This window comes from Kitasatospora purpeofusca, assembly GCF_036010405.1.
In the GTDB taxonomy this organism is placed as follows: domain Bacteria; phylum Actinomycetota; class Actinomycetes; order Streptomycetales; family Streptomycetaceae; genus Kitasatospora; species Kitasatospora purpeofusca.
The window spans coordinates 8,932,427-8,957,924 of sequence record NZ_CP108561.1 but is presented as its reverse complement, the minus strand read 5'-3'; the positions used below and the strand labels follow the sequence as shown (position 1 = coordinate 8,957,924).

The 25,498-nt window shown below is 73.3% G+C and carries 23 protein-coding genes; 11 read left to right on the top strand and 12 right to left on the bottom strand.

Annotated features, from left to right (window positions below; translation table 11 throughout):
- The first annotated feature begins 7 nt into the window (after positions 1-7).
- The 4 genes from adhE (at position 8) to OG715_RS38975 (ending at position 7,413) form a co-directional block, all read left to right on the top strand.
- Positions 8-2,656, top strand: coding sequence for a bifunctional acetaldehyde-CoA/alcohol dehydrogenase (gene adhE / locus OG715_RS38990; protein ID WP_266272493.1), 2,649 nt, complete (start codon positions 8-10; stop codon positions 2,654-2,656).
- 14 nt (positions 2,657-2,670) lie between these two features.
- The gene (pflB, locus tag OG715_RS38985) at positions 2,671-4,941 is read left to right on the top strand and encodes a formate C-acetyltransferase (protein ID WP_266272494.1); all 2,271 of its coding nucleotides are present in this window, start codon (positions 2,671-2,673) and stop codon (positions 4,939-4,941) included.
- 33 nt (positions 4,942-4,974) lie between these two features.
- Positions 4,975-5,748 (top strand): pyruvate formate-lyase-activating protein, encoded by a 774-nt coding sequence (pflA, locus tag OG715_RS38980; RefSeq protein WP_266272495.1) that lies wholly within the window; start codon positions 4,975-4,977, stop codon positions 5,746-5,748.
- Between the two features lie 141 nt (positions 5,749-5,889).
- The gene (locus tag OG715_RS38975) at positions 5,890-7,413 is read left to right on the top strand and encodes a pyridoxal phosphate-dependent decarboxylase family protein (protein WP_266272496.1); all 1,524 of its coding nucleotides are present in this window, start codon (positions 5,890-5,892) and stop codon (positions 7,411-7,413) included.
- A 68-nt stretch (positions 7,414-7,481) separates the two neighbouring features.
- Here the strand turns inward: OG715_RS38975 and OG715_RS38970 are convergent, their stop codons facing one another.
- Both OG715_RS38970 and OG715_RS38965 read right to left on the bottom strand, forming a co-directional pair.
- The gene (locus OG715_RS38970) at positions 7,482-8,162 is read right to left on the bottom strand and encodes a pyridoxamine 5'-phosphate oxidase family protein (RefSeq protein ID WP_266272497.1); all 681 of its coding nucleotides are present in this window, start codon (positions 8,160-8,162) and stop codon (positions 7,482-7,484) included.
- A 31-nt stretch (positions 8,163-8,193) separates the two neighbouring features.
- Positions 8,194-9,237 carry a zinc-dependent alcohol dehydrogenase family protein gene (locus OG715_RS38965; RefSeq protein ID WP_266272498.1) on the bottom strand — a complete coding sequence of 348 codons (1,044 nt, stop codon included), beginning with the start codon at positions 9,235-9,237 and terminating at the stop codon, positions 8,194-8,196.
- Positions 9,238-9,639: 402 nt separating this feature from the next.
- Between OG715_RS38965 and OG715_RS38960 the strand changes: the two genes are divergently transcribed.
- The gene (locus OG715_RS38960) at positions 9,640-12,012 is read left to right on the top strand and encodes a glycoside hydrolase family 65 protein (RefSeq protein ID WP_266272499.1); all 2,373 of its coding nucleotides are present in this window, start codon (positions 9,640-9,642) and stop codon (positions 12,010-12,012) included.
- 202 nt (positions 12,013-12,214) lie between these two features.
- On the opposite strand, the gene OG715_RS38955 is transcribed toward OG715_RS38960, so the two are convergent.
- From OG715_RS38955 to OG715_RS38940, 5 genes are all read right to left on the bottom strand, one after another.
- Positions 12,215-13,849, bottom strand: coding sequence for an RICIN domain-containing protein (locus OG715_RS38955; RefSeq protein ID WP_266272500.1), 1,635 nt, complete (start codon positions 13,847-13,849; stop codon positions 12,215-12,217).
- A gap of 182 nt (positions 13,850-14,031) precedes the next feature.
- Positions 14,032-14,154, bottom strand: a complete 123-nt coding sequence (locus OG715_RS38950; RefSeq protein WP_266272501.1) for a hypothetical protein — start codon at positions 14,152-14,154, stop codon at positions 14,032-14,034.
- Between the two features lie 261 nt (positions 14,155-14,415).
- Positions 14,416-14,490: a 50S ribosomal protein bL37 gene (locus OG715_RS42560; RefSeq protein WP_407661156.1), complete on the bottom strand. Its 75-nt coding sequence runs from the start codon at positions 14,488-14,490 to the stop codon at positions 14,416-14,418.
- Positions 14,491-14,530: 40 nt separating this feature from the next.
- Positions 14,531-15,361, bottom strand: a complete 831-nt coding sequence (locus OG715_RS38945; protein WP_266272502.1) for an SDR family NAD(P)-dependent oxidoreductase — start codon at positions 15,359-15,361, stop codon at positions 14,531-14,533.
- A gap of 450 nt (positions 15,362-15,811) precedes the next feature.
- Entirely contained in the window at positions 15,812-16,258 is a 447-nt protein-coding gene (locus OG715_RS38940) for a hypothetical protein (RefSeq protein WP_266272503.1), read from the bottom strand.
- A gap of 130 nt (positions 16,259-16,388) precedes the next feature.
- Here OG715_RS38940 and OG715_RS38935 point away from each other — a divergent pair, with 130 nt between their 5' ends.
- Both OG715_RS38935 and OG715_RS38930 read left to right on the top strand, forming a co-directional pair.
- Positions 16,389-16,637: a hypothetical protein gene (locus tag OG715_RS38935; protein WP_266272504.1), complete on the top strand. Its 249-nt coding sequence runs from the start codon at positions 16,389-16,391 to the stop codon at positions 16,635-16,637.
- Entirely contained in the window at positions 16,637-17,152 is a 516-nt protein-coding gene (locus tag OG715_RS38930; protein ID WP_266272505.1) for a hypothetical protein, read from the top strand. The genes OG715_RS38935 and OG715_RS38930 overlap by 1 nt, the downstream gene beginning before the upstream one ends.
- Before the next feature lie 89 nt (positions 17,153-17,241).
- On the opposite strand, the gene OG715_RS38925 is transcribed toward OG715_RS38930, so the two are convergent.
- Positions 17,242-17,796: a universal stress protein gene (locus OG715_RS38925; RefSeq protein ID WP_266272506.1), complete on the bottom strand. Its 555-nt coding sequence runs from the start codon at positions 17,794-17,796 to the stop codon at positions 17,242-17,244.
- 274 nt (positions 17,797-18,070) lie between these two features.
- On the opposite strand from OG715_RS38925, the gene OG715_RS38920 reads away from it, so the two are divergent.
- The 3 genes from OG715_RS38920 to OG715_RS38910 all read left to right on the top strand — a co-directional run bounded on the left by OG715_RS38920 (position 18,071) and on the right by OG715_RS38910 (position 21,874).
- Positions 18,071-18,931 (top strand): universal stress protein, encoded by an 861-nt coding sequence (locus tag OG715_RS38920; protein ID WP_266272507.1) that lies wholly within the window; start codon positions 18,071-18,073, stop codon positions 18,929-18,931.
- 249 nt (positions 18,932-19,180) lie between these two features.
- The gene (locus tag OG715_RS38915) at positions 19,181-19,993 is read left to right on the top strand and encodes a universal stress protein (RefSeq protein ID WP_266272508.1); all 813 of its coding nucleotides are present in this window, start codon (positions 19,181-19,183) and stop codon (positions 19,991-19,993) included.
- Positions 19,994-20,110: 117 nt separating this feature from the next.
- A complete protein-coding gene (locus OG715_RS38910) occupies positions 20,111-21,874 on the top strand; it encodes a GAF domain-containing sensor histidine kinase (protein WP_407661067.1) in 1,764 nt (587 codons plus the stop codon).
- Here the strand turns inward: OG715_RS38910 and OG715_RS38905 are convergent.
- The 4 genes from OG715_RS38905 to OG715_RS38890 all read right to left on the bottom strand — a co-directional run bounded on the left by OG715_RS38905 (position 21,871) and on the right by OG715_RS38890 (position 25,126).
- Positions 21,871-22,854, bottom strand: coding sequence for an Acg family FMN-binding oxidoreductase (locus OG715_RS38905; protein WP_266272510.1), 984 nt, complete (start codon positions 22,852-22,854; stop codon positions 21,871-21,873). The genes OG715_RS38910 and OG715_RS38905 overlap by 4 nt on opposite strands.
- Positions 22,855-22,995: 141 nt before the next feature.
- Positions 22,996-23,700, bottom strand: a complete 705-nt coding sequence (locus tag OG715_RS38900) for a response regulator (protein ID WP_266272511.1) — start codon at positions 23,698-23,700, stop codon at positions 22,996-22,998.
- Between the two features lie 118 nt (positions 23,701-23,818).
- Positions 23,819-24,421 carry a CBS domain-containing protein gene (locus OG715_RS38895; RefSeq protein WP_266272512.1) on the bottom strand — a complete coding sequence of 201 codons (603 nt, stop codon included), beginning with the start codon at positions 24,419-24,421 and terminating at the stop codon, positions 23,819-23,821.
- A 9-nt stretch (positions 24,422-24,430) separates the two neighbouring features.
- Positions 24,431-25,126: a CBS domain-containing protein gene (locus OG715_RS38890; RefSeq protein ID WP_266272513.1), complete on the bottom strand. Its 696-nt coding sequence runs from the start codon at positions 25,124-25,126 to the stop codon at positions 24,431-24,433.
- A gap of 200 nt (positions 25,127-25,326) precedes the next feature.
- On the opposite strand from OG715_RS38890, the gene OG715_RS38885 reads away from it, so the two are divergent.
- Positions 25,327-25,482 (top strand): MBL fold metallo-hydrolase RNA specificity domain-containing protein, encoded by a 156-nt coding sequence (locus tag OG715_RS38885; RefSeq protein ID WP_266274548.1) that lies wholly within the window; start codon positions 25,327-25,329, stop codon positions 25,480-25,482.
- Positions 25,483-25,498: the final 16 nt, after the last annotated feature.

Sequence of the window (25,498 nt, the reverse complement as noted above, 5' to 3'; positions counted from 1 at the left end):
GTCCACCATGTCCCCTCGCCCCACGAACGAGGCCGAACAGTCCCCCGCGAGCAACCCGCCCACCCGTCCCGGCGCAGTCGAACTGCTGGTCGCGGACGCCCTGACGGCCCTGCGGGAGTACGCCTCCTTCACCCAGGAGCAGGTCGACCACATCGTCAAGAAGGCTTCGCTGGCCGCGCTGGCCCGGCACACGGCGCTCGCGGTCCTGGCCGTCGAGGAGACCGGGCGCGGGATCTTCGAGGACAAGGCGGTCAAGAACGTCTTCGCCTGCGAGAACGTCACCCACGTGATGGCCCGGACGAAGACGGTCGGGGTGGTGTACCGGGACGAGATCGACGGCATCGTGGAGATCGCCGAACCGGTCGGCGTCGTCGCGGGCATCACTCCCGTGACCAACCCGACCTCGACCGTGATCTTCAAGTGCCTGCTGGCGCTGAAGACCCGCAACCCGATCGTCTTCTCCTTCCACCCCTCGGCGCAGCGCTGCTCCGCCGAGGCGGCCCGGACGGTCCGGGACGCGGCGGTCGCGGCGGGGGCTCCGGCGCACTGCATCCAGTGGATCGAGAAGCCGTCGATGGCGGCCACCGCCGAACTGATGAAGCATCCGGACGTCGCCACCGTCCTGGCCACCGGCGGCAACGCGATGGTGCGGGCCGCGTACTCCTGCGGGAAGCCGGCCCTGGGTGTCGGTGCGGGCAACGTCCCCGCGTACGTCGAACGGAGCGCGGACCTCCAGCAGGCGGTGAACGACATCGTGCTGTCGAAGACCTTCGACAACGGCATGATCTGCGCCTCCGAGCAGGCGGTGGTCCTGGACGCGGAGATCCGCGACGCGGCGCTCGCCGAGTTCCACAAGCTCAAGGCCCACCACGCGAGTGCCGAGGAGAAGGCGCTGCTGGAGCGCTACCTGTTCGGCGTCGAGGGCGGCGAGGCCTGCTCCGGCGGACGGCTGAACGCGGCGGTGGTGGGCCGCTCGGCCGCGCAGATCGCGGAGGCGGCGGGCTTCGGGGTGCCGGCCGACACCTCGGTGATCCTGGCCGACTGCGAGCGGGTGGGCCCCGCCGAGCCCCTGACCCGGGAGAAGCTCTGCCCCGTGCTGGCCGTCCTGACCGCGGGCTCACGCGAGGAGGGCGTCGAACTGGCGGCCTCGATGGTGGAGTTCGACGGGCTCGGCCACTCGGCTGCGGTGCACACCCGGGACGCGGCGTTCGTCGAGGAGTTCGGGCACGCGGTCAAGGCCTGCCGGATCATCTGGAACGCGCCCAGCTCGCAGGGCGGCATCGGCGACGTCTACAACGCCTTCACCCCCTCGCTGACCCTGGGCTGCGGCAGCTACGGGCACAACTCCGTGGCCGGGAACGTCTCGGCGCTGAACCTCCTCAACATCAAGCGGGTCGGGCGGCGCAACACCAACATGCAGTGGTTCAAGGTCCCGCCGAAGATCTACTTCGAGCGCAACTCCGTCAAGTACCTGGCGAGCATGCCGAACGCGCACCGGATCGTCGTCGTCACCGACCACACCATGGTGGCGATCGGCCACCTGGAGCGGATCCGGGGCGTGCTCGACCGCCGCCGGGAGCCGGTCGAGGTGCGGGTGATCGACTACGTCGAGCCCAACCCCAGCATCGACACGGTGCGCAGGGGCGCCGAGCTGATGCGGGAGTTCGAGCCGGACACCATCGTCGCGCTCGGCGGCGGCTCGCCGATGGACGCCGCCAAGGTGATGTGGCTGATGTACGAGCACCCCGAGGTCGAGTTCGCCGACCTCAAGGAGAAGTTCTTCGACATCCGCAAGCGCGCCTTCACCTTCCCCGATCTGGGTGAGAGGGCGAAGCTGGTCTGCGTCCCCACCACCTCGGGCACCGGCAGCGAGGTCACCCCCTTCGCGGTGATCACCGACACCGCCACCGGCCAGAAGTACCCGCTGGCCGACTACGCGCTGACCCCGAGCGTGGCCATCGTCGACCCCGCGCTCACCACCCTGCTGCCGGCAGACGTGACCGCCGACACCGGCTTCGACGCCCTGACGCACTGCGTCGAGACCTATGTCTCGGTCTACGCCAACGACTTCACCGACGGACTGGCTCTCCAGGGCATCCGGCTGATCTTCGAGAACCTGGAGCGGGCCGTCACCGACGGCCCGGACGACCCGCAGGCCCGGGAGAGGATGCACAACGCCGGGACCATCGCCGGCATGGCCTTCGGCTCGGCCTTCCTCGGCGCCGTCCACGCCATGGCGCACACCCTGGGCGCCACCTTCCACGTCGCCCACGGCCGCACCAACGCGCTGCTGCTGCCGCACGTCATCCGCTGGAACGGCTCCGCACCGACCAAGGTCACCGGCTGGCCGAAGTACCGCAGTTACGTGGCCCCCGAACGCTACCGGGCGATCGCCCGGATGCTCGGCCTGCCCGCCGCCACCCCGGAGCAGGGCGTCGAGTCCCTCGCGGCCGCGGTCGAGGACCTGCGCGACCGGGCCGGCATCCCCCGCTCGTTCAAGGCGGCCGGCGTCGACGAGGCGGCCTTCCTGGCCGCCCTGCCGCAGCAGGCGATGAACGCCTACGAGGACCAGTGCGCCCCCGCCAACCCCCGGATGCCGATGCTCGCCGACATGCAGCGGCTGATGCGCCAGGCCTACTACGGCGACCAGGCCTGAGAAGGGAAACCGAGATGACCACCGCACCGCACACGCAGCCCGCGCCCGCCCCGGCCTGGGAGGGCTTCCGCGGTGAAGCCTGGCGGGACGCGATCGACGTCCGCGACTTCATCCAGCACAACTACACCCCCTACGAGGGCGACGCCGGCTTCCTGACCGGCCCCACCGAGCGGACCACCGAGGTGTGGCGGCGGATCACCGACCGCCTCCCCGAGGAGCGCGCCAAGGGCGTGTACGACGTCGCGCACGACATCCCGTCCACCATCACCGCACACGCCCCGGGATGGATCGACCGGGAGCGGGAGCTGATCGTCGGGCTCCAGACCGACGCCCCGCTCAAGCGCGCGATCATGCCCAACGGCGGCTGGCGGATGGTCGCGGGAGCGCTGAGGACGTACGGCTACCCGGTCGACCCGCAGTTGGAGAAGACCTTCACCGAGTACCGCAAGACCCACAACGCGGGGGTCTTCGACGCCTACACCCCCGACATCCGGGCCGCCCGCCGGGCCGGCGTCATCACCGGCCTGCCCGACTCCTACGGCCGCGGCCGGATCATCGGCGACTACCGCCGGGTCGCCCTGTACGGCGTGGACCGGCTGATCGACGCCAAGCTCGCCGAGAAGGCGGAGCTGGACGCCGCTCCGCGCGATCCGGCGCGGCTGGAGGAGACGATCCGCGAGCGCGAGGAACTCGCCGAGCAGATCCGGGCCCTGGGCGAGCTCAAGGAGATGGCCTCGGCCTACGGGTACGACCTCTCCGGTCCGGCCCGCACCGGCCGGGAGGCGGTCCAGTGGCTGTACTTCGCCTACCTGGCGGCGGTCAAGGAGCAGAACGGCGCCGCCATGTCGCTGGGCCGCACCTCGACCTTCCTGGACGTCTACCTCCAGCGCGACCTGGAGGCCGGACTCCTGACCGAGCAGCAGGCCCAGGAGCTGATCGACGACTTCGTCGTCAAGCTGCGGATCGTCCGCTTCCTGCGCACCCCCGAGTACGACGAGCTGTTCTCCGGGGACCCGACCTGGGTCACCGAGTCGATCGGCGGCATGGGCACGGACGGCCGCACCCTGGTCACCCGGACGTCGTTCCGCTACCTGCAGACCCTGTACAACCTCGGCCCGGCCCCCGAGCCGAACATGACCGTCTTCTGGTCCCCGCGACTTCCCCGGGGGTTCAAGGAGTTCTGCGCGCGGGTGTCGATCGACACCTCCTCGGTGCAGTACGAGTCGGACGACCTGATGCGCCCGCGCTTCGGCGACGACACCGCGATCGCCTGCTGCGTCTCCGCCATGGAGGTCGGCAAGCAGATGCAGTTCTTCGGCGCCCGGGTCAACCTCGCCAAGACACTGCTCTACGCGATCAACGGCGGCCGCGACGAGAAGTCCGGCGAGCAGGTCGGCCCGGCCACCGCCCCGGTCGGCGGCGACGTGCTCGACCACGAGGAGGTGCTGGCCCGCTTCGACGAGCAACTGGACTGGCTCGCCGAGACGTACGTCCACGCGTTGAACGTCATCCACTACATGCACGACAGGTACGCCTACGAGCGGCTCGAAATGGCCCTGCACGACCGGGACGTCCGGCGCACCATGGCCTGCGGCATCGCCGGGCTCGCGGTGGCCGCCGACTCGCTCGCCGCGATCGAGTACGCGAAGGTGACCCCGGTGCGGGACGCCACCGGGCTGGTCACCGACTACCTGGTCGAAGGCGACCACCCCACCTACGGCAACAACGACGACCGCGTGGACGCGATCGCGGTCCGGCTGGTCGAGGACTTCATGGGCAAGGTCCGCAAGCACCCCACCTACCGCGGCGCCGAACACACCCAGTCCGTGCTGACCATCACCTCCAACGTGGTCTACGGCCGGAAGACCGGCAACACCCCGGACGGGCGCAGGGCCGGCGAGCCGTTCTCCCCCGGCGCCAACCCGATGAACGGGCGCGACCGACACGGCTACGTGGCCAGCGCGCTGTCCGTCGCCAAGCTGCCGTACGAGCACGCCGAGGACGGCATCTCGCTCACCAACACCGTCGCCCCGGACGCCCTGGGCCGCACCGCGGCGGAGCGGATCACCAACCTGGTCGGCGTACTGGACGGCTACGTCGCCTGCCACGGCTTCCACATGAACGTCAACGTCCTCAACCGGGACACCCTCGTGGACGCCATGGCCCACCCGGAGAAGTACCCGCAGCTGACGATCCGGGTCAGCGGCTACGCGGTCAACTTCGTCCGCCTCACCCGCGAACAGCAGCTCGACGTGATCGGCCGCACCTTCCACGACGCGCTGTAGCCCCGACCGCGCCCTGTCGAAGGAGCACACCCCATGGCCGAGCCCACCCCCGCCGACCGGGCAGCCACCCGGCGCCCGGTGACCGGCACGCTGCACTCCTGGGACCTGTCGACGGGCGTCGACGGCCCCGGCACCCGCTTCGTCGCCTTCCTCGCCGGCTGCCCGCTGCGCTGCCTGTACTGCCACAACCCCGACACCCGCCACATGCGCGACGGACAGCCCTCCTCCGCCGACGGGATCGTCCAGGAGGCCGCCAAGTACACCGCGTTCATCCGCGCCTCCGGCGGCGGCGCGACCGTCAGCGGCGGCGAGCCGCTCCTCCAGCCCGAGCTCACCGGCGAGCTGCTGCACCGCTTCAAGCACGAACTCGGCCTGCACACCGCGCTGGACACCTCGGGCTTCCTCGGCGCCCGCGCCACCGACGCGCTGCTCGCCGACACCGACCTCGTCCTGCTCGACATCAAGTCCTGGGACAACGCGCTCCACCGGCACCTGACCGGGCAGGAACTCGCCCCCACCCTGGAGTTCGCCCGCCGTCTGGCCGGCCTCGGCACCGAGGTCTGGGTCCGCTTCGTCCTCGTCCCCGGCCTGACCGACGCCGCCGGAAACATCGAGGGCGTCGCCGCGTTCACGGCTTCGCTCGGCAACGTCACCCGGGTCGACGTGCTGCCCTTCCACAAACTCGGCGCCGCCAAGTGGCGCGCCCTCGGCCTCGACTTCCCCCTCGCCGACACCCCGGTGCCCACACCCGACCGGACCGCCGAGGCCCGCGCCGTCTTCGAGGCGCACGGCCTGCACTCCGTCTGACCCGTGCCGGGACCGCTCGCAGGGCCCCTCGGACCGGTTCGCGTGCCTGCCGGTCGGGTCGCTCGTTATGATCACGGCCTCGCTGAGCCGAGCAGGGGCCCTACGACGACGAAAGGCCCCCGCTCCACCATGACCCACCCTTTGCGTGAGCCGTGTCCGACCCGGTTCACCGAAACCTTTCTGCCGAAGGATCAGCTGCCGCCCGCGGTCCACCCGAAGGTGCTGCGCGACGAACTCGTCGCCGCGGCGGAGTGGGTGTCCGGCTACCTGAGCGGGCTGCCCTCGGGCCCGGTGGTCAGTCCGATGCCGCCGGGGCAGCGGGCGCGGCTGCGTGCGGGGAAGCTGGGCACCCGGGCCGGGAACCTGGGCGGGGTACTCGACTTCGTACGGGAAGAGATCGCCCCCTTCCCCACCGGGAACGGCCACCCGGCCTTCTTCGCCTGGGTCAACTCGCCGCCCGCACCGGCCGGCGTCATCGCCGAACTGCTGGCCGGCGCCGTCAACGCGACCTGCGGCATGGGCGAGAACGCCCTCATGGACCTGGAACGCGGCACCGTGCGCATGCTCGCCGACCTGGCCGGACTCCCCGACGGCACCGGCGGGGTGCTGACAAGCGGCGGCTCCATGGCCAACCTGCTCGCCCTGGCCGCCGCCCGCACCTGGTTCCTCACCCGCCGCGGCTCCTCCGACGGCCCCGCCTACGACCGCGACCACGCCCGGCTCACCCTCTACTGCAGCGCCCAGGCCCACATGTCCGTCGCCAGGGCCGCGGCCTGCATCGGCCTGCCCGCCCACCGGCTGCGCCCCGTCGCCACCGATGCGCACGACCGCCTGGACCCGGCCGCCCTGCGTGCCGCGGTCACCGCGGACCTGGACGCGGGCCTGCTGCCGTTCTGCACCGTCAGCACCCTGGGCACCACCGCGACCGGCGCCGTCGACCCGCTCGGACCCGTCACGCGGCTGTGCCGGAGCATCGGCATGTGGCACCACGCGGACGGCGCCTGGGGCGGGCTGGGAGCCGCGGTGCCGGCCCTGGCACACCTCTACCAGGGGGTCGACGAGCTCGACTCGATGACCGTGGACCCGCACAAGACGCTCAGCGTGCCGGTGGGTTGCGGAGCCCTGCTCGTCCCGGACCCCGAGCACCTGCACACCGCCTTCGCGCACCGGGCCTCCTACCTCGCCGCCGACGAACCGGACGCGCTGCCCTGGCTGTCCCACACCACGATCGAGCTGACCCGCCCCGGTACCCGGGCGCTGGCCCTCTGGGCGACCCTGCAGCACCTGGGCCGCGACGGCGTCACCGACCTCATCGAGCACTACCTGCGCCTCGCCGAGCAGTTGCGCACCCGGATCACGAGCGAGCCCCGGCTGGAACTGCTGGCAGGCGGCCCGTGGCCCGTCGCCTGCTTCCGGGTGACCGACCCGGGCAGCGGCGACCCGGACGCCTTCCACACCCGCGTGGCCCGCCGTGTGCAGGACAGCGGACGCGCCTACCTCGCCACCGTCGCCGTGCGCGGGCGCACCGTCCTGCGCGCCTGCCTGTGCAACTACCGCACCACCGAGGACGACCTCGACCTGCTGATCCGCGAGGTCCTCCACGCCGCCGACACCGGCGGCCGCCCGGCCACCACCGCGACCGGGCGGCCGCCGGACCCTCGGTGACCCTCGGTGACCCTCGGGCCCACCGACGCCGCGCAGCCCGGAAGCCGGCGCGCGAGGACGGCTGCCGCTCATCCCCCGCCGATGCGGCGACCGGTGACCTCGTCCGGAACGACGCGGACCCACAGGGGACGGCTGCCGCCCGCCCACGGGGTGGCCCCCGGAAGCCCGAGCAGCCGTTCCTGCTCGTCCACGTCCTCGACGTGTTGCGCGGTGCCGACCATCAGCACGCTCCACCCCTCGCTCAGCCGGTCGTCGAGGTGGTCGATCTGGAACGACGCCGGTGAGTTCTCCGGCGGTGCGGCCGCACCGCCGGACGAGGTGCGGTAGACGACCGTCCGCCGGTCGACGGCGTAGTTGACCGGGTAGACCGACGGAGCCGGATCGGCGGGCAGGCCCACCCGGCCCACGCCGTGGGTGCCGACCAGGTCCCAGCACTCGGGCTCGGTGAGGTGCCTCAGCAGCGGCCTCACCCCGGCCGCGGGCTCCGACTGCCCCGGCGGGGCGTCCGGCCGGTCCTCCAGGAGGTCCGTCCAGGTCATGCGAAGGGCGGCCGCCACCCGGACGAATCCGGCGGCGTCGAAACCGGGCCCGACCTCCAGCAGGTGCCGCAGGTAGGCGGGCGCCATGGCGGCCTCGCGGGCGAGGGTCTCGTCGTCGACACCGAGTTGGCGGCGGCGTTCGTCGATCCGGCGCGCCACGTCGGCGGCGTTCGCCCGCCGGACGGCTTCGAGATCGGGATTGCGGGTCACGGTGGGCTCCTCGCCTCGTGGTCCGTACGGGTCAGGTCCGGAAGAGCGCGACCTTGAGGGCGCCGTTGTCCCCGGCGGCGGCGAAGACGTCGTACGCCTCCTGCATCTCGTCGAGGCCGAACCGGTGGGTGACCAGGCCGGAGACGTCCAGGCGGCCGGCGGCGAGCATGTCGAGCAGCATCGGGGTGCTGTGGGTGTCGACCAGGCCGGTGGTGATGGTGACGTCCCGGATCCAGAGGTCCTCCAGGTGGAGGACGGCCGCCTTGCCGTGCACGCCGACGTTGGCGACCCGCCCGCCGGGGCGGACCACGGCGGTGCAGAGTTCGAAGGATTCAGGGACGCCGACGGCCTCGATCGCGACATCGGCTCCCAGGCCGTCCCGACTCAGCCCCCGCAGCGCCTCCGGGGTGGCGTCGGCGACCGTGAGCGTGGTGTCGGCGCCGAACCGCTCGGCCGCGTCGAGGCGGCTCTGCGCAAGGTCGACGACGATGATCCGGGCCGGACCGCAGAGACGGGCGGTGAGGATCGCGGCGAGTCCGATCGGCCCGGCGCCCACGATCACCACGGTGTCGCCCGGCCCGACCCGGCCGTTGCGGACCCCGACCTCGTAGGACGTCGGGAGGATGTCGGCGAGCAGCAGGGCGTCCTCGTCGGTCACGTCCTCGGGCAGCCTGTGCAGGGAGGAGTCGGCGAACGGGGTACGGACGTACTCGGCCTGGCAGCCGTCGACCAGGTGGCCGAGGATCCAGCCGCCGCCTCCGGTGCACTGGCCGTAGCGCGCCGCCCGGCAGTAGCCGCAGCGGCCGCAGGCGGAGATGCAGGAGACCAGGACGCGGTCGCCGACGGCGACGGTGCGCACGCCGGGGCCGGTCCCGGTGACGGTGCCGACGGCTTCGTGGCCCAGCACGCGCCCCTCGGTGACCTCGGGGACGTCGCCCTTGAGAATGTGCAGGTCGGTGCCGCAGATGGTGACCGCGTCGACGCGAACGATCGCGTCCTCGGGGTCTCGGACGGCCGGTTCGGGGACTTCGCCCCAGGTCCGGCGGCCCGGTCCGTGGTAGGTCAGCGCCTTCATTTCCCGGTCACTCCTCTCGGGCAGCGGAGCGGCGGTGCCGGTTCCGCTGCCCCTCCAGCGTTGCGCCCTGCCGGAGTCCCCGCCATCGGTCGGCGGGCCCGCGCGGGCGGATGGGGCTCGGCGCCCCACCTCCACCGTGCGACCGGGGCCCGGCCGGCGCTTGGGCCGGTCGGCCCCGAACGCGGGTACGAACGGCCGCGACCCGCTTCGGTCGGGGTCAGCGCGGATGCGGGTGAGGATACTGCTCGGGTTCGGCGTGCGCGGCGAGGACGGCGGCCCGCAGATGTCGTTCGCCGCCGAGCTCGGCGAGCAGCCGCAGGAGGCGGTGCGCAGACTGGGAGACGACCGCTCGGGCTGGGAGGTGATCCGGTGGAAGCCCCTCGGCCTGTCGGCCGCCCTGTCATGCCGGACCCGTGGATCCTCCGCTACGAGGGCTTCGACCCCGCCGAGGAGGGGCTGCGGGAAGCGCTGTGCGCGGTCGGCAACGGGTATCTGGTCACCCGGGGCGCGGCTCCGGAGGCGGTCGCCGACGGCGTGCACTACCCGGGCACCTACCTGGCCGGCTGCTACCACCGTGCCGCCTCCACCGTGGCGGGCCGGACCGTCACCAACGAGGACCTGGTCAACGGCCCGAACTGGCTGCCGTTGACCTTCCGGCCGCCCGGCGGCGACTGGTTCACCGGTCCCCCGGCCGAACAGACCCTGGAGCTGGATCTGCGCCGGGGTGTGCTGACCCGCACCGCCCTGGTGGTGGACGGGCAGGGACGCCGGACCCGGCTGGTGCAGCGGCGTTTCGCCAGCCAGGCGAGGCCGCACCTGGTGGCCCTGGAGAGCACTTTCACGGCGGAGAACTGGTCCGGGCCGCTGGAGGTCCGCTCGGGCCTGGACGGGGTCGTCGCGAACACCGGCGTCGCCCGATACCGGGGGCTCAACGCCCACCACCTCGTCCCGACGGCCCAGGGCGCGGACGAGGACGGGGACGGTTCGTACTGGGTGGAGGTCACCGCCACGGACTCACCGCTGCGGATCGCCCTCGCCGCGCGGACCGGACCACGCCCGGAAGCGCTCGCCGTCGCGCGGGAGTGCCGCCGGGGGTGGGCGGCCGAGATCCGCACGCTGGAGCTTTCGCCCGGCCGGCCCGTCACCGTCGAGAAGGTCGTGGCGCTGCACACCTCCCGTGACCCGGTGGCCGGCAGCCCGCTGGCCGCCTCCCGGCGCCTCGCCGCCGGGGCCGGGAGCTTCACGGAGCTGCTCGCCGAGCACGAGCAGCACTGGGCCCAGCTGTGGCGCCGCTGCCGGGTCGAGGCCGACTTCGACGGTGCGGGAGCGCTGAACCTGGCGCTGTTCCATGTGCTGCAGACCTGCTCGGAACACTCGGCCGCCCTGGACGTCGGTGTCCCCGCCCGGGGCCTGCACGGGGAGGCCTACCGGGGCCATGTCTTCTGGGACGAGCTGTTCGTACTGCGACTGCTCGACCTGCGACTCCCGGAGCTGGCACGCGCCGTGCTCCAGTACCGCCACCGTCGGCTGGACGCCGCCCGGCGGGCCGCGCGGGAAGCCGGGTTCCGCGGCGCGATGTACCCGTGGCAGAGCGCGAGCGACGGTCGCGAGGAGTCCCAGCAGCTTCACCTCAACCCGCTCTCGGGCCGCTGGCTGCCCGACCACAGCCATCTGCAGCGCCACGTCGGCTCGGCGGTGGCGTACAACGTGTGGAAGTACTTCGAGTCCACGGGTGATCTGGACTTCCTCTCCTCGGCCGGAGCCGAGACGATCCTGGAGATCGCCCGCTTCTGGTCCTCCGCGGCCGGGTTCGACCACGACCGGGCCCGCTGGTCGATCCGCGGCGTCCTCGGCCCCGACGAGTACCACGACGCCTACCCCGGCGCCGACCGCCCCGGACTGGACGACAACGCCTACACCAACGTCCTGGCGTCCTGGGTGCTGGCCCGGGCGCAGGACGCGCTCCGGGCGCTGCCGGGACGCCGCAGCGGCGAGCTGCGGGAGCGGCTCGCCCTGGACGACACGGAGCTCGCCCGCTGGGAGGAGGTCGGCCGACGGCTCCACGTCCCCTTCCACGAGGGGGTGCTGAGCCAGTTCGACGGCTACGAGCGCCTCGCCGAGCTCGACTGGGCGGCCTACCGGCGCCGCTACCCCGACCTGCGCCGACTCGACCGGATCCTGGAGGCCGAGGGCGACACCGTCAACCGGTACAAGGCCTCCAAACAGGCCGACGCGCTGATGCTCTGGTACCTGTTCTCCGCCCGCGAGGTCCGTGACCTGCTGCGGCGGCTGGGCCACCCCGCGCCGCACGAACTGTTCCGGCGCACCACCGGCTACTACCTCCGGCGCACAGTGCACGGCTCGACCCTGAGCTCGGTCGTCCACGCCTGGGTGCTCACCCGGGCGGACCGCAGGGCGTCCTGGCGCTACTTCCGCGACGCCCTGGTGGCCGACCTCCAGGACTCCCAGCACGGGACCACCGCGGAAGGCATCCACCTCGGCGCGATGGCGGGGGCGGTCGACCTGCTGCAGCGCTGCTACACCGGGCTGGAGGTCCGGGAGGACGGTCTGCGGCTGGACCCGCACCTGCCGTCGGCGCTCGGCCGCCTGGAACTGGAGCTGTGCTACCGGGGGCACCGGGGTGTGGTGATCACTGTCGGCCGACGCACCGCCACCGTGGCGCTACCGGCGGACGGGCCCGGGCCGGTCCGGATCCACTGCCGCGGCACCACGGCCACCCTGGGCCCCGGCGGGACCCGCGTCTTCCGACTCTGACATCCACGGACCCCGGCCCGGCGGTGGCTCACCGCCGCCCCGATCACTGGACTCGCAGCCCCCATTCACCGATTCACCGGCCACGGGTTCGAGGCGTCGGTCGGTGGAGGCAAGGTGCCAGTACGAGAGTGGGTACCGCAGCACTGTTCGCTGGGCCGGCCCCGGGACCGCCGGGGTCGGCCCGTGGTACTCGGGCGGCGGTTCAGAAGCTGCAGACGACCATGCCCGCGCTCGCTCCGCCGATCATGCCGAGGACACCGCCGGCGAGGGCGCCGACGCCGGCTGCCGGGGCGCCGGCCACGGCTCCGGTGATCGCGGTGCCGACGGTCCACTGGGCCACGCACTTGTCCCACGCGGCGGCCTTCTTGAGCTTCTCGTCGTACGCCTTCTTCTCCGCGTCCGAGCACGTGTGGCCCTGGGCACGGGCGCAGGCGTCACCGCTGTCGTCCCGCGTCAGCTGCATCCCCGTCGCCTTCGTCGCGGCGGAGGCACCGGCCCGCGCCGTCCCTGCGGGGAACGCGCCCGGGCCCACAATGATCGCGGAGGGTGCCTCGGTCCCGTCGACCGTCGGGCCCGGGGCGCCTTCGACGGTCTGGGTCAGCGTGTTCCCGTCGACGGCCAGCTTGTAGGCGTGCTTGATACCCCGGGTGTCGGTCACGCTGCCCGGCTGCATCCGCATGACGGGGCTGCCGGTCGCATCGGTGATCTCGGCGCCGTTCGCGGTGGCCGTGAGGTGGGTTCCGGCCGGGAGGTCGAGCTTCGCGCTGGTGGTGGTGGCGAAGGTCTGCACGGCCGGGGCCGGGGCCGGTGCCGGGGTGGTGGTGCTGCCGGGAACGTCCGCGCTGGTGTGGGCGATGTACATCGTGGAGCCCGCCGGGGAGTCCACGACGGGGACGGTCACCGTCGCGTCGGCGGTCCACGGCTGGTTGTCGGTGTCGAAGGTCCAGGTGCCGGTGACCTTCTTGCCGACGGCCGCGAAGTCGACCCAGCCGTAGTTCTTGGCGGGGACGGTGACGACCACGCCGTTGATGGTGGTCGAGTCCGAGGTGTAGGTGACACCCGACGTCAACTGGGCGGAGACCATGGCCTGGAACGGGACGGAGACACCGAAGGAGGTGCCGACGCTCGCGGAGAACGACTGCGCCCAGCCGGAGTGGTAGACCGTGGTGAAGACCTGGCTGACCTTGTCGGCGGTGTCGTTGTACCAGACCGAAGAGGCCTTCACCCGGGGCAGGGCCTCGGGCGGCCCTTCGGACTTCTGGGTCCACGAACAGGTGGAGGTCTTCCTGGAACACAGGTCCGCGTAGTAGTCGAGGGCGAGGCTCCTCGCTTCGGCCGCCTTCGACGCGGGGACCTTCCACTGCTGGCCGGCGCTGCCGTTGCAGGGGTTCGGCTGCGCGAGGATGCCCCAGAGGTGGAGGCCGCCCCGGTTGTCCATGCAGTACTCGGCGCCGCTGGTGTCGTCGCGGCGGACGATGCCGAAGGTGTCGGGCTTGCCGTCCACGGGGCGGAAGTGCCACTGCTGGCCGTCCTTGCCGCAGGACTGCTGGACGGCGGGTTGGGAGGCGTAGACGCATTTCCCGGACGAGGCGTTGGCGAGGTTGAAGGTGCCGGGTTCGCCGAGCCTGATCAGGCGCCAGTTCGTGAAGTTGGTGCCGTCGGGGGTGACGGAGATCTGGTTCCCGTCGCCGGTGCCGGTGGCGTTGAGGGTGCCGTCGGGGTTCGTGAACGTGTAGGCGTCGGTGGTCGCGGCGCCGGCCGGGCCGGCGGCGAGGACGGGTGCCGAGAGGCACAGGGCGAGGACCGGTGCGGTGAGGAGTTTCGCGATCTTCGTCATGGTTCCGTGCATGATGCTCCTGTACGGGTCGGCCGATGAGTGCCTGTCATGTCCATGTAGCACTTCGTGAGCGTAGGACAGCGAGGACCGACGAACGGGAGACTTGACGGAATTTGATCCGGACCGCGCGATCTGATCGAAGCAGCACCGGGTCCGGCCGGTGAAGCCCGCCGGAAGTGGGCTCAGTCGACGTACTGCATCGCGATCCGGCAGTGCGCGGCCCGCCCGCGCAGGGCCGGGTCGGCGCCCGCAATCGGCACGGACCCGTCCTCGCCGGCCTGCTCGACGCGGGTCGGCCGGGGCACGGGAAGCGGCGCTGTCCGGGCCCCGGTCTCATGGCCCAGCTCTCGTCACCTCCGCGTCCGGAGTCACATCCGTATCCGGAGCCGGCAGACCACCGCGTCGATGTGCCGGCGCAGGGCCCGGTCGAGGACCGGCCCGCAGTCACCGGGCATGCCGCGGCCCCCGGAGGCCGGCCGGCCGCCGCAGTTTCGGACGGGGGCCTCCGGGGGCCGCTGCGATCTCACCCGGTGCCGGTGGCACGCGGCACCGGGTGGGTCTTCGGGTTACTGGCTCGGCTTGCGGCCGTGGTTGGCCTTCTTCTTCCGCCGGGCCTTCTTCTTGCGGGCGCGCTTGGACACGGTCGTTCTCGCTCCGATCCGAGGAGTGGGTGGTTCGGGTTCAGGCGGCCTTGGCGACCAGCTGGTCCGCGAGCTTGGCGAGGCGCTTCTGCGAGCGCTCCTCCTGCACGACGGCCGCCGTCGGAGCCAGCTCGCCGCCGTCGTAGTACTCGCCGTTGATCAGCGTCGTGGTGGGCAGGCAGAGCCGGACCACGGCCGCCGCACCCTCGGCAGCCGGTGCGCCGACCCGCCCGTACAGCGGGAGCAGCGCGGTGTCGCACAGGCCGGGGTTGAGGCTGACGGCGGTGATGCCGGAGCCGGCCGGGGCCATGTCGGCGGTGGCCATGGTCAGGGCGAGCTGGGACTGGGCGTAGGCGGCGACGCGGGAGTACTTCTTCACGCGGTGCGGGTCGGTCCAGTTCATGGAGGCGGTGCGGTGGAGGGAGGAGGAGACGTTGACGATCCGGGCGTCGCCGGCGGCGGAGAGCGGGGCGCGCAGGAGTTTGGCGAGCAGGTGGGCGGCGAGGAAGTTGACCTGGAGCGAGACCTCGTTGCCGTCGTCGGTGAGGGTGCAGCGCTCGGGGGCCATCGCGGCGGCGTTGTTGACCAGCAGGTCCAGTGCCGGATAGTGCTTGACCACGGTGCCGGCGAGCACGGCGACCTCCGAGAGACGGGTGAAGTCGGCTGCCAGTTCCACGAGTTGGTCCCGTCGGGCGCCGGCGGCGACCAGCCGCTCGACGGCGTCCTCGGCCTCGGCGGTGGTGCGGGCGTGCACCAGCACGGTGGCGCCGAGCCCGGCGAGCAGGCGGGCACTCTCCCAGCCGATGCCGGAGGAGGCGCCGGTGACGAGAACCGTGCGGGCGGACAGCGTGGACAGAACAGCGTCGGACATGACCCATCCAAGGGTGGCGGGCACCGCCGGGGTGCCGAAGGACGTGACGGGTCACGCCCCCGGGGGCCGGCGGTGCGGAGAAGGTGGAACGGTGGGAGAGCACGTCCGCCTCCCCGCGAACGGCGGCGGGGAGGCGGACGTCCTTGAGCGGCACACGCCGGAGGCCGAGCGGGGAGGCAGGGACCTACCGGACGGTGGCGACCGCGACAGCGACGACGCGCGGCCGCGGATGCGGCGGGCGGTCGTGGTGGCGTGTCGAGCGGTTCATGTCCACCATCCAACGCGACCCCGCCGCTCCCCGGCAAGCCCCACCCGCCGCCCTGACGCAGCCCTGACGACTCCCTGACGGGCCCTTGGCGCCCGGTCCGATCAGCAGTCCGGTCGACACGCCGCGGCAGCATCGGGGCAGGTCAGATCCGGTCGGACCGGGTCGGGTCGGCCGGGGCACGGTCACCGGGCCGGGGGTGCCGACGCGTTCGTGGCCACCAGGCCGGGGGCCGGACGGAGCACGGCCACCACAGCACGGACGGACCCCAGCACCTCGTCCGCCGACGACCAGCCGTCCGAGCGCCAGAGCATCGCGTCCCGCCCGTGCACCCGCCAGCTGAACGGCACCGGCGCCGCCGGCAGGGTCTCGGTCTCGGCCACCGACAGCCCTGTCCGGCGGTACGGATCGGAGGTGTAGACCTCGTACCGGGCGTCGAACGCGGCCATGCCCGTGCGCACCCGGCCGCCCGGATCCGGTTCGACGACCAGGGTGGAGCGGAACGCCGGCTCGTGCCGCACCTCGATCTGGGAGAGCGGCTCCGGCAGTGACACCATGACGAGTCCGTAGGCATGGGTCGAGCCGTTGTCCCGGCAACTGTAGCCGGCCACGGTGACGGTCAGGCCGTCCACGGCGCCACCGACCTGGCCGGAGAACGTCCGGGCGGTCCCGTAGTGGAACGGCGGGCCGCCGAGAGACCGTCGGCCGATTGCGAACTCGGGCCTCGACCTCGGCCGCCCCGCACTCGACGTCTCGACCACCGTGCTCTCCGACGTCGGCACGGCCGCGCCGGAGCTGGTCGCCGCCGCCTTCGACGGTTCCTCCCACGTCATCGCCGCCGACGGCCTGCTGCTGCACCCCGCGGAGCGGCCGGCCGGCACACCGCGCCGCAGCACCGACCTCTGCGTCCTGGCCGTGATGTCCGGCGGCGCCGCCGACGACCCGGCCGGCGAGGACAGCGCCGAGGCACCGGGCGAGGGCGGCACCCAACTGCTGCCCGACGACCGCTGATGCAGCTCACCGCGGGCCTCGCCGGACTGCTCTTCCTCCCCGTCCTGCTGGCCGCCGTGCTCGACGCCATGGGCGCCTTCCGCGCCGCCTCCACCATGCTCCGGCCACCGCGCGAGCTCTCGGACCACGTGGTCGTGGTCGGCCTGGGCAAGTTGGGTACCCGCGTCCTCGGCGTGATGCCGGTGGAACGCGGTGTCCTGCTGTTCACCGCCGTCGACGTCCGGGACCACCCCGAACTGGTGGGCCGGACCGTCGCCGCCGCGTTCCACCCCGGCCAGTGGCGGGTGATCGCCCGCGACACCACCGCCCCAGGGAACCGGCGCTCGGCCGTCTACGGCTCGTCCACGAGCTCCTACGGTTCGCTGCGGCTCTTCCAGCCCGAACTGGACTGGCACCTGCACCCCGGCTACCTGCTCCGTCCCGAGGACCGCGTCGTGCTCGCCACCACCAGGGCCGGCTTCAACATCCTGCTCGGCCGCGACCGACGCAGGGCCCCGGGCCCCCGGGGCCGGTGACGGTCCGGTTCCGGGGCCGGCACGCGGGTGCCGCTGCCGCCTCCGTCCGGGGCGGCACCGGCACCCGCGACGATCGGGCGAACGGCGGGCTACCCCTTCGTCCGGAGCAGCTCGGGCGCCGAGTCGAGCGGCAGGTGCCAGTGGTTGCGACGGTGCAGTGTCTCCAGGTCGTGCTGGAGCTCCGGCCGCGGGACGGTGAGGACGGCGCAGCCGGCCTTCCGCGTGCAGTGGGCCGTCACCGACGGCCTCAGTCGGCGACGCAGCGGGCCGCCGCTACGACCGACCACAAGGAGGTCGTCGGGGCGGTCGGCGATGTGCACCAGCGACGGCCCGGGCTCGCCTCGGACCACCAGCGGCTGCATCGGCACATCGGGGTCGACGGCGGCGAAGGCCGTGTCCAGGGCGTCGCGCAGGCGCTGGTCGGCGTCGTCCCGGACGACCGCGAGCAGCGGCGGGCACGGGGAGCGGCGGTAGCCCAGCTCTCCGCCGGGCGGCTCCCAGGCGAGGACGGGGAGAAGTTCGGCCCCCGTGCGGCGGGCCTCGGCGACCGCGCGGTGCAGGGCGGCCAGGCTGCCCAGGGAGCCGCTGACGCCGACCACCACACGGCCCAGGGGCCGCTCGTCGTTCAGGTGGCTGCCGTTCATGTCCTGCTCCTCGCTCCGCCGTGGTTGACGTGGCTCGTTCGTTCGTCCCCGGCTGTCTCCAGCCGGGTTCCAGCCAAGCCCCACCGGGCGGTAGGTCCGGCCGGCCTTGACGGGTTTCTGACGGGGCCGACCATGATCCGAACGCGGTCTTGACGCGTGCCGCGGCCGACCGCACCCCGGCCGCCGCCAAGGCCGCGTCAGCGCCGTGGCGCTCACCGTCAGACTTCCGTCAACAACCGGCCGGGGTGGCCGTCCGGTGCGCGGTACTGGGCGGGTGCCCGCTTCCGTGACCGCCCCCGCCACTGTCCTCCGGTCCACCGACCGGTCCACCGAACCGTCCACCGACCGGTTCTCCCCCGAGCGTCCGGGGGCCACCGTCCTCGCCGCCCATGTCGAGCAGAGCGGCCACGGCGGCCGATGGGTGGACGATCCCGGTGCGGTCGGCGCGATGCTGGTGCACTGCGGGTCGGAACGGCTGCTGCACGGCGACCCGGCCCGGCTCGACCCGGCCGTCCTGGCCGGGTTCGGGCGCGGCCAGTTCCACGCCCCGGACCGTTTCCTCCCGCTGCTGGGCCGTACCTTCACCCATGTCACCCCGTGGGTGCGGGTGGTGTACGTCGGGCGGGAGCGCCCGCGCACCGTGTCGCCGCACATCCGCGGCTGGGTCCGCCCGATCGGCCCGGGCGACCTGGGCAGGATCGACCGCTTCGCGCTGCGCTCCGGCGCCGCGGCCCGCGGCGGCGAGCCGCACTGGACCGCCGGGACCTGGGGCGGCCACCGCGGACTCGCGGCGAGCGGGTTCGCCCGAGGCGCCTTCGACGGCTACCCCGCCGACCTCGTCATCCACCCCCTCACCGTCCGGGGCAACGCCGGACCCGCCCTGGTCGCCGCCGTCACCGGACCGGAGGACCGGCTGGTGATCGGCACCGGCCGGCACGGCCGCATCGGCCGACTGCTGCCCGGCTCCGTCCTCGGCCACTGCCAAGCGCACGCGACCTGCCCCGTCGTCGCCGTCTCCCCCTCCGAGCTGCTGGAGCGGCTGGAGTTCAGCGCCCGCAGCGGCGCACCGCTCCCCTTCGCGGTCGGCCACCCCGGCACCCGACACATCCACCCCCGGCCCGTCGGCGTGCGCTGATCATCCTCGTCCGCCCGCCCGGCCGAGAGTGATCACGAAGGACGTCCCTCCTCCGGAGGCCTCGTCCACGGTCAGCTCACCGTTCATCGCCTCGACGAACCCCTCTGCGACCATCGGCCCCGGTCACCACGGACGTCGGCCGCCTCCGCCTGCCGACGTCCACGAAGCCGACCCGCGACGGCGGGTGCTCGGTGGCCGAATGGCATAGCCTGAGTCTGGGCACGGCTGCGGAGCACGGAGGTGCCGACGATGAACCGTTCCGTCGTGGTGGGCGTGGATCCGTCGGGACCCAATCGGGCGGCTGTCGACTGGGCCGCCGCCGAGGCTCTGGCCCGGAAGGCCGTTCTACGACTCTTCCACGCCCGGTCCGGAGGCGCCTCCGAGGACGAGGCACAGGTCCTGGACCGGGAGTGGACCCGGGTCACAGGCGAGCACCCCGGACTCACCGTCGTGGCCGAGCTGGTCGACGGGGCGGCGCGCGAAGCACTGACCGACGCCGCAACGGATGCCGCACTTCTCGTGGTCGGTTCCCGAGGGTCCGGTGGGTTCGCCGGCCTGCTCGTCGGCTCGACCACTCTGTACGCGGCCGCCCATGCGCCCTGCCCGGTGGCCGTGGTCCGCGACGCCGCACCCGTGGAGCGCGGAGTGGTGGTGGGAGCGGAAGGCAAGGACGGCGAGGGCCCGGTGCTCGAGTACGCCTTCGAAACGGCCCGGCGGCAGTCCTGGCCACTGCTGGTGCTGCACACCTGGAGCTACCCGCTGGTCCTGGTCTCCGGACACGACGTTCCCCCGGTGTACGAGAAGGCACACGTCGGGGCCGAACACGAACGACTGCTGGCCGAGGTCCTGGCGGGCCGGCGCGAGCGCTTCCCGGACGTGCCGGTCACCACCTCGGTCGTCCACTCCGGGGCCGCGAAGGAACTGGTGGCGCTGTCGGAGCGGCACGGACTCGTCGTGGTGGGCCGCCGGGGGGAGCCCGGTGGTGCGATCGGCCGGCTCGGATCGACCAGCCAGGCGGTCGTCCAGCACGCGCGGGGCCCGGTGGTGGTCGTACCGGTGTGAGGTCACCCACCATCAGCGCCGCCGCGGCCCGGCGCCGGCGGCTCGGCCGCGCCCGACGCGGCGGCCGGTGATCGGCCCCGTTCCGCGGGCGACAGCGGTCGGCAGGCCGAGGACGGGATGTCTACGCTGGTGAGGGGATTCGGGCGACACCCGTGGAGGAATGCCGTGGACGCCGATCCGGTGGGTGCCACGCAGGTACCCCGGCTGCGACTGGACGAACTCCTCGACGAGCTCCAGGCGCGGCTGGACGCGGCGCGCGGGACCCGCGACCGGATCCACAGCCTCCTGGAGGCGGTCCTCGCGGTCGGCCGCGACCTGGAGCTCTCCCAGGCCCTGCGGCACATCGTGGAGGCGGCCGTGACCCTGGTGGACGCCGAGTACGGCGCGCTGGGAGTCGTCGGGGACGACCGGCGACTGTCGCAGTTCATCCCGGTCGGGGTCAGCGAGGACCAGGTGAAGCGGATCGGGGACCTCCCGTCCGGACACGGTGTGCTGGGTGAGCTGATCCGCCACCCCGAACCACTGCGGCTCGACCGGATCGCCGACCATCCGGCCTCCTACGGCTTCCCGGCCGACCATCCGCCCATGAGCACCTTCCTCGGCGTGCCGATCCGGATCCGCGGCAAGGTGTTCGGCAACCTCTACCTGACCGAGAAGCGCGGAGGCGCCGGCTTCGACGCGGAGGACGAATCGGTGCTGGCGACCCTCGCTGTCGCAGCCGGGGTGGCCATCGACAACGCCCGGCTCTACGCGCAGGGCCGACTGCGCGAGCGATGGCTGGCGGCGAGTGCGGAGGTCACCAGCAAGCTGCTGTCCGGCAGCCCGGAGCCCGAGGTGCTCGACCTCCTGGTGTCGCAAGCCACCGAGATCTCCGGTGCGGACCTGGCCGTGGTCGCCCGGCCGCTCCCGGCGACCGACGAGCTGGAGGTCCGGATCGCCGTCGGTCTGGGCGAGCGTCAGCACCAGGACCTCGTGGTCCCGGTGCGGGGCTCCTTCGTCGGGGCCGCGATCCTCACGGGTGGGCTGGTCACGAGCGCGGACGTGCAGACGGATCCGAGGATCACGGCCAGTCCCCCGCGCTGGGAGGGCCTGGGTCCGGCCGTCGCGGTGCCGATCGGCACGGACGAGCACGGCGTCCGGGGTGTGCTGATGCTCGCCCGGGCGGCCGGCTCCCCGCTGTTCGGCGAAGACGAGTCCGGGCCGCTGCTGGGCTTCGCCGGCCAGGCCGCGGTGGCGATGGAACTCGCCGAACGGCGCCGTGACTCCGAGCAGATCGCCCTGCTCCAGGACCGCGACAGGATCGCCCGGGACCTCCACGACCTGGCCGTCCAGCGGCTCTTCGCGACCGGCATGACCCTCCAGGGAGCGACCCGCTTCATCGAGCACCCCGAGGCCGCCGACCGTGTCCTGCGGGCCATCGACGACCTGGACGAGACGGCCCGGACCATCCGCGCCACCATCTTCGGCCTGCGCCTGCGGACCACCGGCCCGGCCGCCTCGGGTCTGCGCGGGCGGGTGACGGAGACGGTCGAGCGGGCGGCGCGGACGCTCGGCTTCACTCCGGCCGTGCGGATGACCGGTCTGCTCGACGTCACCGTTCCCGGACCTGTCGCCGACGCCGCGGTGGCGGTCCTGGAGGAAGCGCTCTCCAACGCCGCCCGGCACGCGAGCGCCGGTTCCGTGCAGGTCTCCCTCACCGCCGGGGCGGACCTCACGCTCACCGTCACCGACGACGGGGTCGGGCTGCCTGAGGGCGGACGGCGCAGCGGCCTGACGAACCTCGCCGAACGGGCCACGGCCCTGGGCGGTACCTTCACCGCCGACCGCCGACCCGGGGGCGGCACCGAACTGGTCTGGCGGGTGCCGCTGCCGACGCCCTAGGCGCCCGGCTCCAGGACATCGCGGACGGCCAGGCGCGGCGTGGGGGTGCCCTCGGGGCCGTAACCGAGGCGGATCAGCATCTGGACGTGGCCGGGGCCACGGTGCGGCTCACGGGTGGCCCATCGCAGGTACGGCCACTCCATCGCCTGGTGGAACAGGGACGCGCGGACGCCGCGCACGGTGGCCGCCAGCAGCACGTGCTCCAGGGCGAGTCCGGCACGCAGCCAGTCCGCGCGCGCGTCGCGATCGGTGACCAGCACGGCGATCCGCGGTTCACGCTCGAAGGTGGCGGCGGTGCGGTGCTCCAGGGGACGCAGGGCGGTGAAGTCGCGCATGGGCAGGTGCCCGTCCCGGTCCTTCGGGCCGAGTGCCCGGGCGGGGATGCCGTAGGGCAGCAGTTCACCGCTGTGGACCCAGTTCCGGCTCTCGGCCCGCCGGCCGGCGTCGCCGGTGCCGCGCCGCTCGGCCTCCGCGGTGAGGCTCAGGAGGCGGGCCGTCTCCTCGTGTCCGGGCAGTTCGAGGTGGGCGTCCTCCTCCCGGGCCGCCACCACGAGTTCGTCGAGCACCGCCGGCGGGACTGGGTCGCCGGAGAAGGGCGTCCGGATCGAGTGGCGGCGCCAGATCGCCGTGTAGAGCGCTTCGGCACCGGGCACCTGGACCCGTGCCGAGGTGTCCAGACGGACTGCGGCCAGGAGGTCGGGATCGGCCGGATCCGGCAGCAACCGCACCTCCGGGGCCCAACCGAGGTGCCTGGCCGCGACCCTCAGGTTGAGCACGGCCGCGCCGACGGAGATGTGCAGGGCCCGTCCTGTCGGGTCCGTCGCCGGAACGGCCCGCTCCCCGGCGGCCCAGACCTCCAGCGTCGAGGTCTCCGGCCGGAGCCCGAAGCGCCACGGCTGGCTGTTGTGGATCGAGGGCGCGGCGACCGCCGCGGAGACGAGGCTCTCCAAAGCGGCGGCATCGAGGGCGATGGTGGACATGGCCGCCTCCGGAAGGTTGACACCGGCTCGGTGGCCGGTCCGGGCTGTGAGGCTCTTCGCCTCGTCTCCACCCTGCTTCGGCGGCCCGACGGGCGCTTGGGCCGGTCGGCCCTCGCCCGTGGCCCGACCGGCTCCCCGGGGTCAGGCCGAATTCGAGTGCGGCTGCCCGGATTCGGGGGGCGGGTCCGCGTGTGCCGCGAGGACGGCGGCCTGGAGGCGTCGCTCCACGCCCAGCTTGGCGAGCAGCCGCGAGACGTGGTTCTTCACCGTCTTCTCCGCGAGGTAGAGCTCCCGGCCGATCTCGCGGTTGGTCTTCCCCTCGCCCACCAGGACGAGGATCTCGTGTTCCCGGGGGGTGAGCTGAGCCAGCGCCGCCTCGGTCGGGGACTGCTCGTGGTGGCGCAGGCTCTCCATCAGTTTGCGGGTGGTGGCGGGGTCGAGCATGGACTGGCCGGAGGCGACCGTCCGGACCGCGCTGAGCAGGTCGGTGCCCTTGACCTGTTTCAGAACGTAGCCGGCGGCGCCGGCCATGATCGCGTCGAGCAGCGCGTCGTCGTCGTCGAACGAGGTCAGCATCAGGCACGCCAGCCCGGGCATTCCGTCCCGCAGCTCCCGGCAGACGGTCACACCGTCGCCGTCCGGCAGCCGCACGTCGAGGACCGCCACGTCCGGACGCAGTGCCGGCACCCGGGCGAGGGCCTGGGCACACGTGGCCGCCTCCCCGACGACTTCGAGGTCCGGCTCGGCGTCCAGCAGGTCGCGCACGCCGCGCCGGACCACCTCGTGGTCGTCGAGCAGGAAGACCTGGACGGGCCGCGGCGCCCGGGCGGCATCGGTCGTGTCCATCGGGCTGCTCCCTCGCCACGCCCGGCCGCCCGGTGGCGGAACCGGTCATGTCACCGATTCTCGGTCCTGCGGCCGGACTCCGCAGCGGGGAGCGGCGGGAGCACCGTGCCCGGTCGGGTCACGCCGGGGCGCCCAGCCGGACCTCGACCCCGACGACGCCGGGCACGGACCGTACCAGCCGTTCCAGCACCGGTACCGACAGCGCGTCCGGCAGGGTTCCGGAGAGCGTGATCCGGCCGTCCTCGGCGTGGACACCGGCTTCGACGGCGGTGGCCGGGCCGAGGGCGGCGGCCAGTTCGAACCGCACCCGGTCCGCGAGGTCCCGGTCGTCCGCGAGATGGACCTTGAGCAGGTCGCCGCGGCTGACGACGCCGACCAGGTAGTCCTCGCCGTCGACCACCGGGAGCCGCTTGAGGTGGCCGCGGGCCATCACCCGGCCCGCCTCGGCGAGCGGGCTGCCCGGGTGCACGGTGACAGCGGGGACGGACATCATCCGTCCGGCTGTCAGGGCATCGGCCCGTTCGCCGTCGCGGTCCCGGGCGATGAGCAGATCCGCCTCCGAGACGACGCCGATGACCCTGCCGTCCCCGGTCAGCACCGGGACGGCGCTGACCTGCCAGCGTCGCAGGGTCTCGGCGACCTCGCGGAAGTCGGCGTCGCGGCCGACGGCGACGACCGCGCGGGTCATGACGTCGGCGACGGTGTCCGGTGTGCGGGTCATGACGGCCTCCTAGGTTGCCGCGCGGTAGGCGCGGGGGTGTTCGAGCCGGGGGTCGGTGTCGTCCTCGGTCCAGTCGAGCGTGCGGTGGACGGCGACGACGCCGTCCACGGCGCGGCAGAGCCGCTCCGCGACGGGTATCAGGCTGCGTCGGGGCAGGCGTCCGGTCAGCGAGACGACCCCGTCCGTGACGGTCACCCGGACGGCGTCGGGCGCGAGCCCGAGGGTCCGGTCGAGGATGTCGTGGACGATCTCCTCCCGGACGGCCGCGTCGTGCCGCAGGAACACCTGCAGCAGGTCGCGGCGGCTCACGATGCCGACCAGGCGCCCGGCCTCGTCGACCACCGCGAGGCGCTTGACCCGGTGCTTGTCCATCGCCCGGGCGGCCTCGGCGACCGTCCAGCCGGCGCGGGCGGTGACGGCCGGGCTCGTCATCAGCCCACCGGCCGTCTCCGCCTCGGCCCGGGCCCGGTCCGCGGCGTCGAGCCAGCGGCCCGGGTAGTGCCCCTCGGGGTCGGGCAGCACGGCCGCCTTGCGGATCAGGTCGGCCTCGGAGACCACCCCGAGCGGCCGGCCCTGGTCGTCCAGTACCGGGATCGCGGTGATGTCGTTGCGGTGGAACAGCTCCGCGATCTCCTTGAACGGCGTGCCGGGCCGGGCGGTGACGACCTCACGGGTCATCACGTCGTTGACGCTGCGGTGCTGCATCGTCCTCATTCCTCCTCGGAGTCCGCGGTCGGGCCCCGACCGGGGCCTGCCTTCACTGTCCGCCTGCGCGCCACCGCCGGACAGGGCCGGACGGTCCCCGCCGGCAGGGCCGGTTCGGCCCAGGACCGCAGGGCCGGTTCGGCCCAGGACCGCAGGGCCGGTTCGGCCCAGGACCGCAGGGCCGGTTCGGCCCGGCGGAGATCGTCGACTGGCTGCGCCAAGCACCCCCGCCCAGCGCGGTGTACCTCGTCCACGGCGAGCCCGACGGCTCGGCGGAACTGCGCGACCGCATCGACCGCGAACTCGACTGGACGGCTGCCGTCCCACGCCCCGGTGAACGGGTACTCGTCCAGTAGGGCGGCCGACTGCACC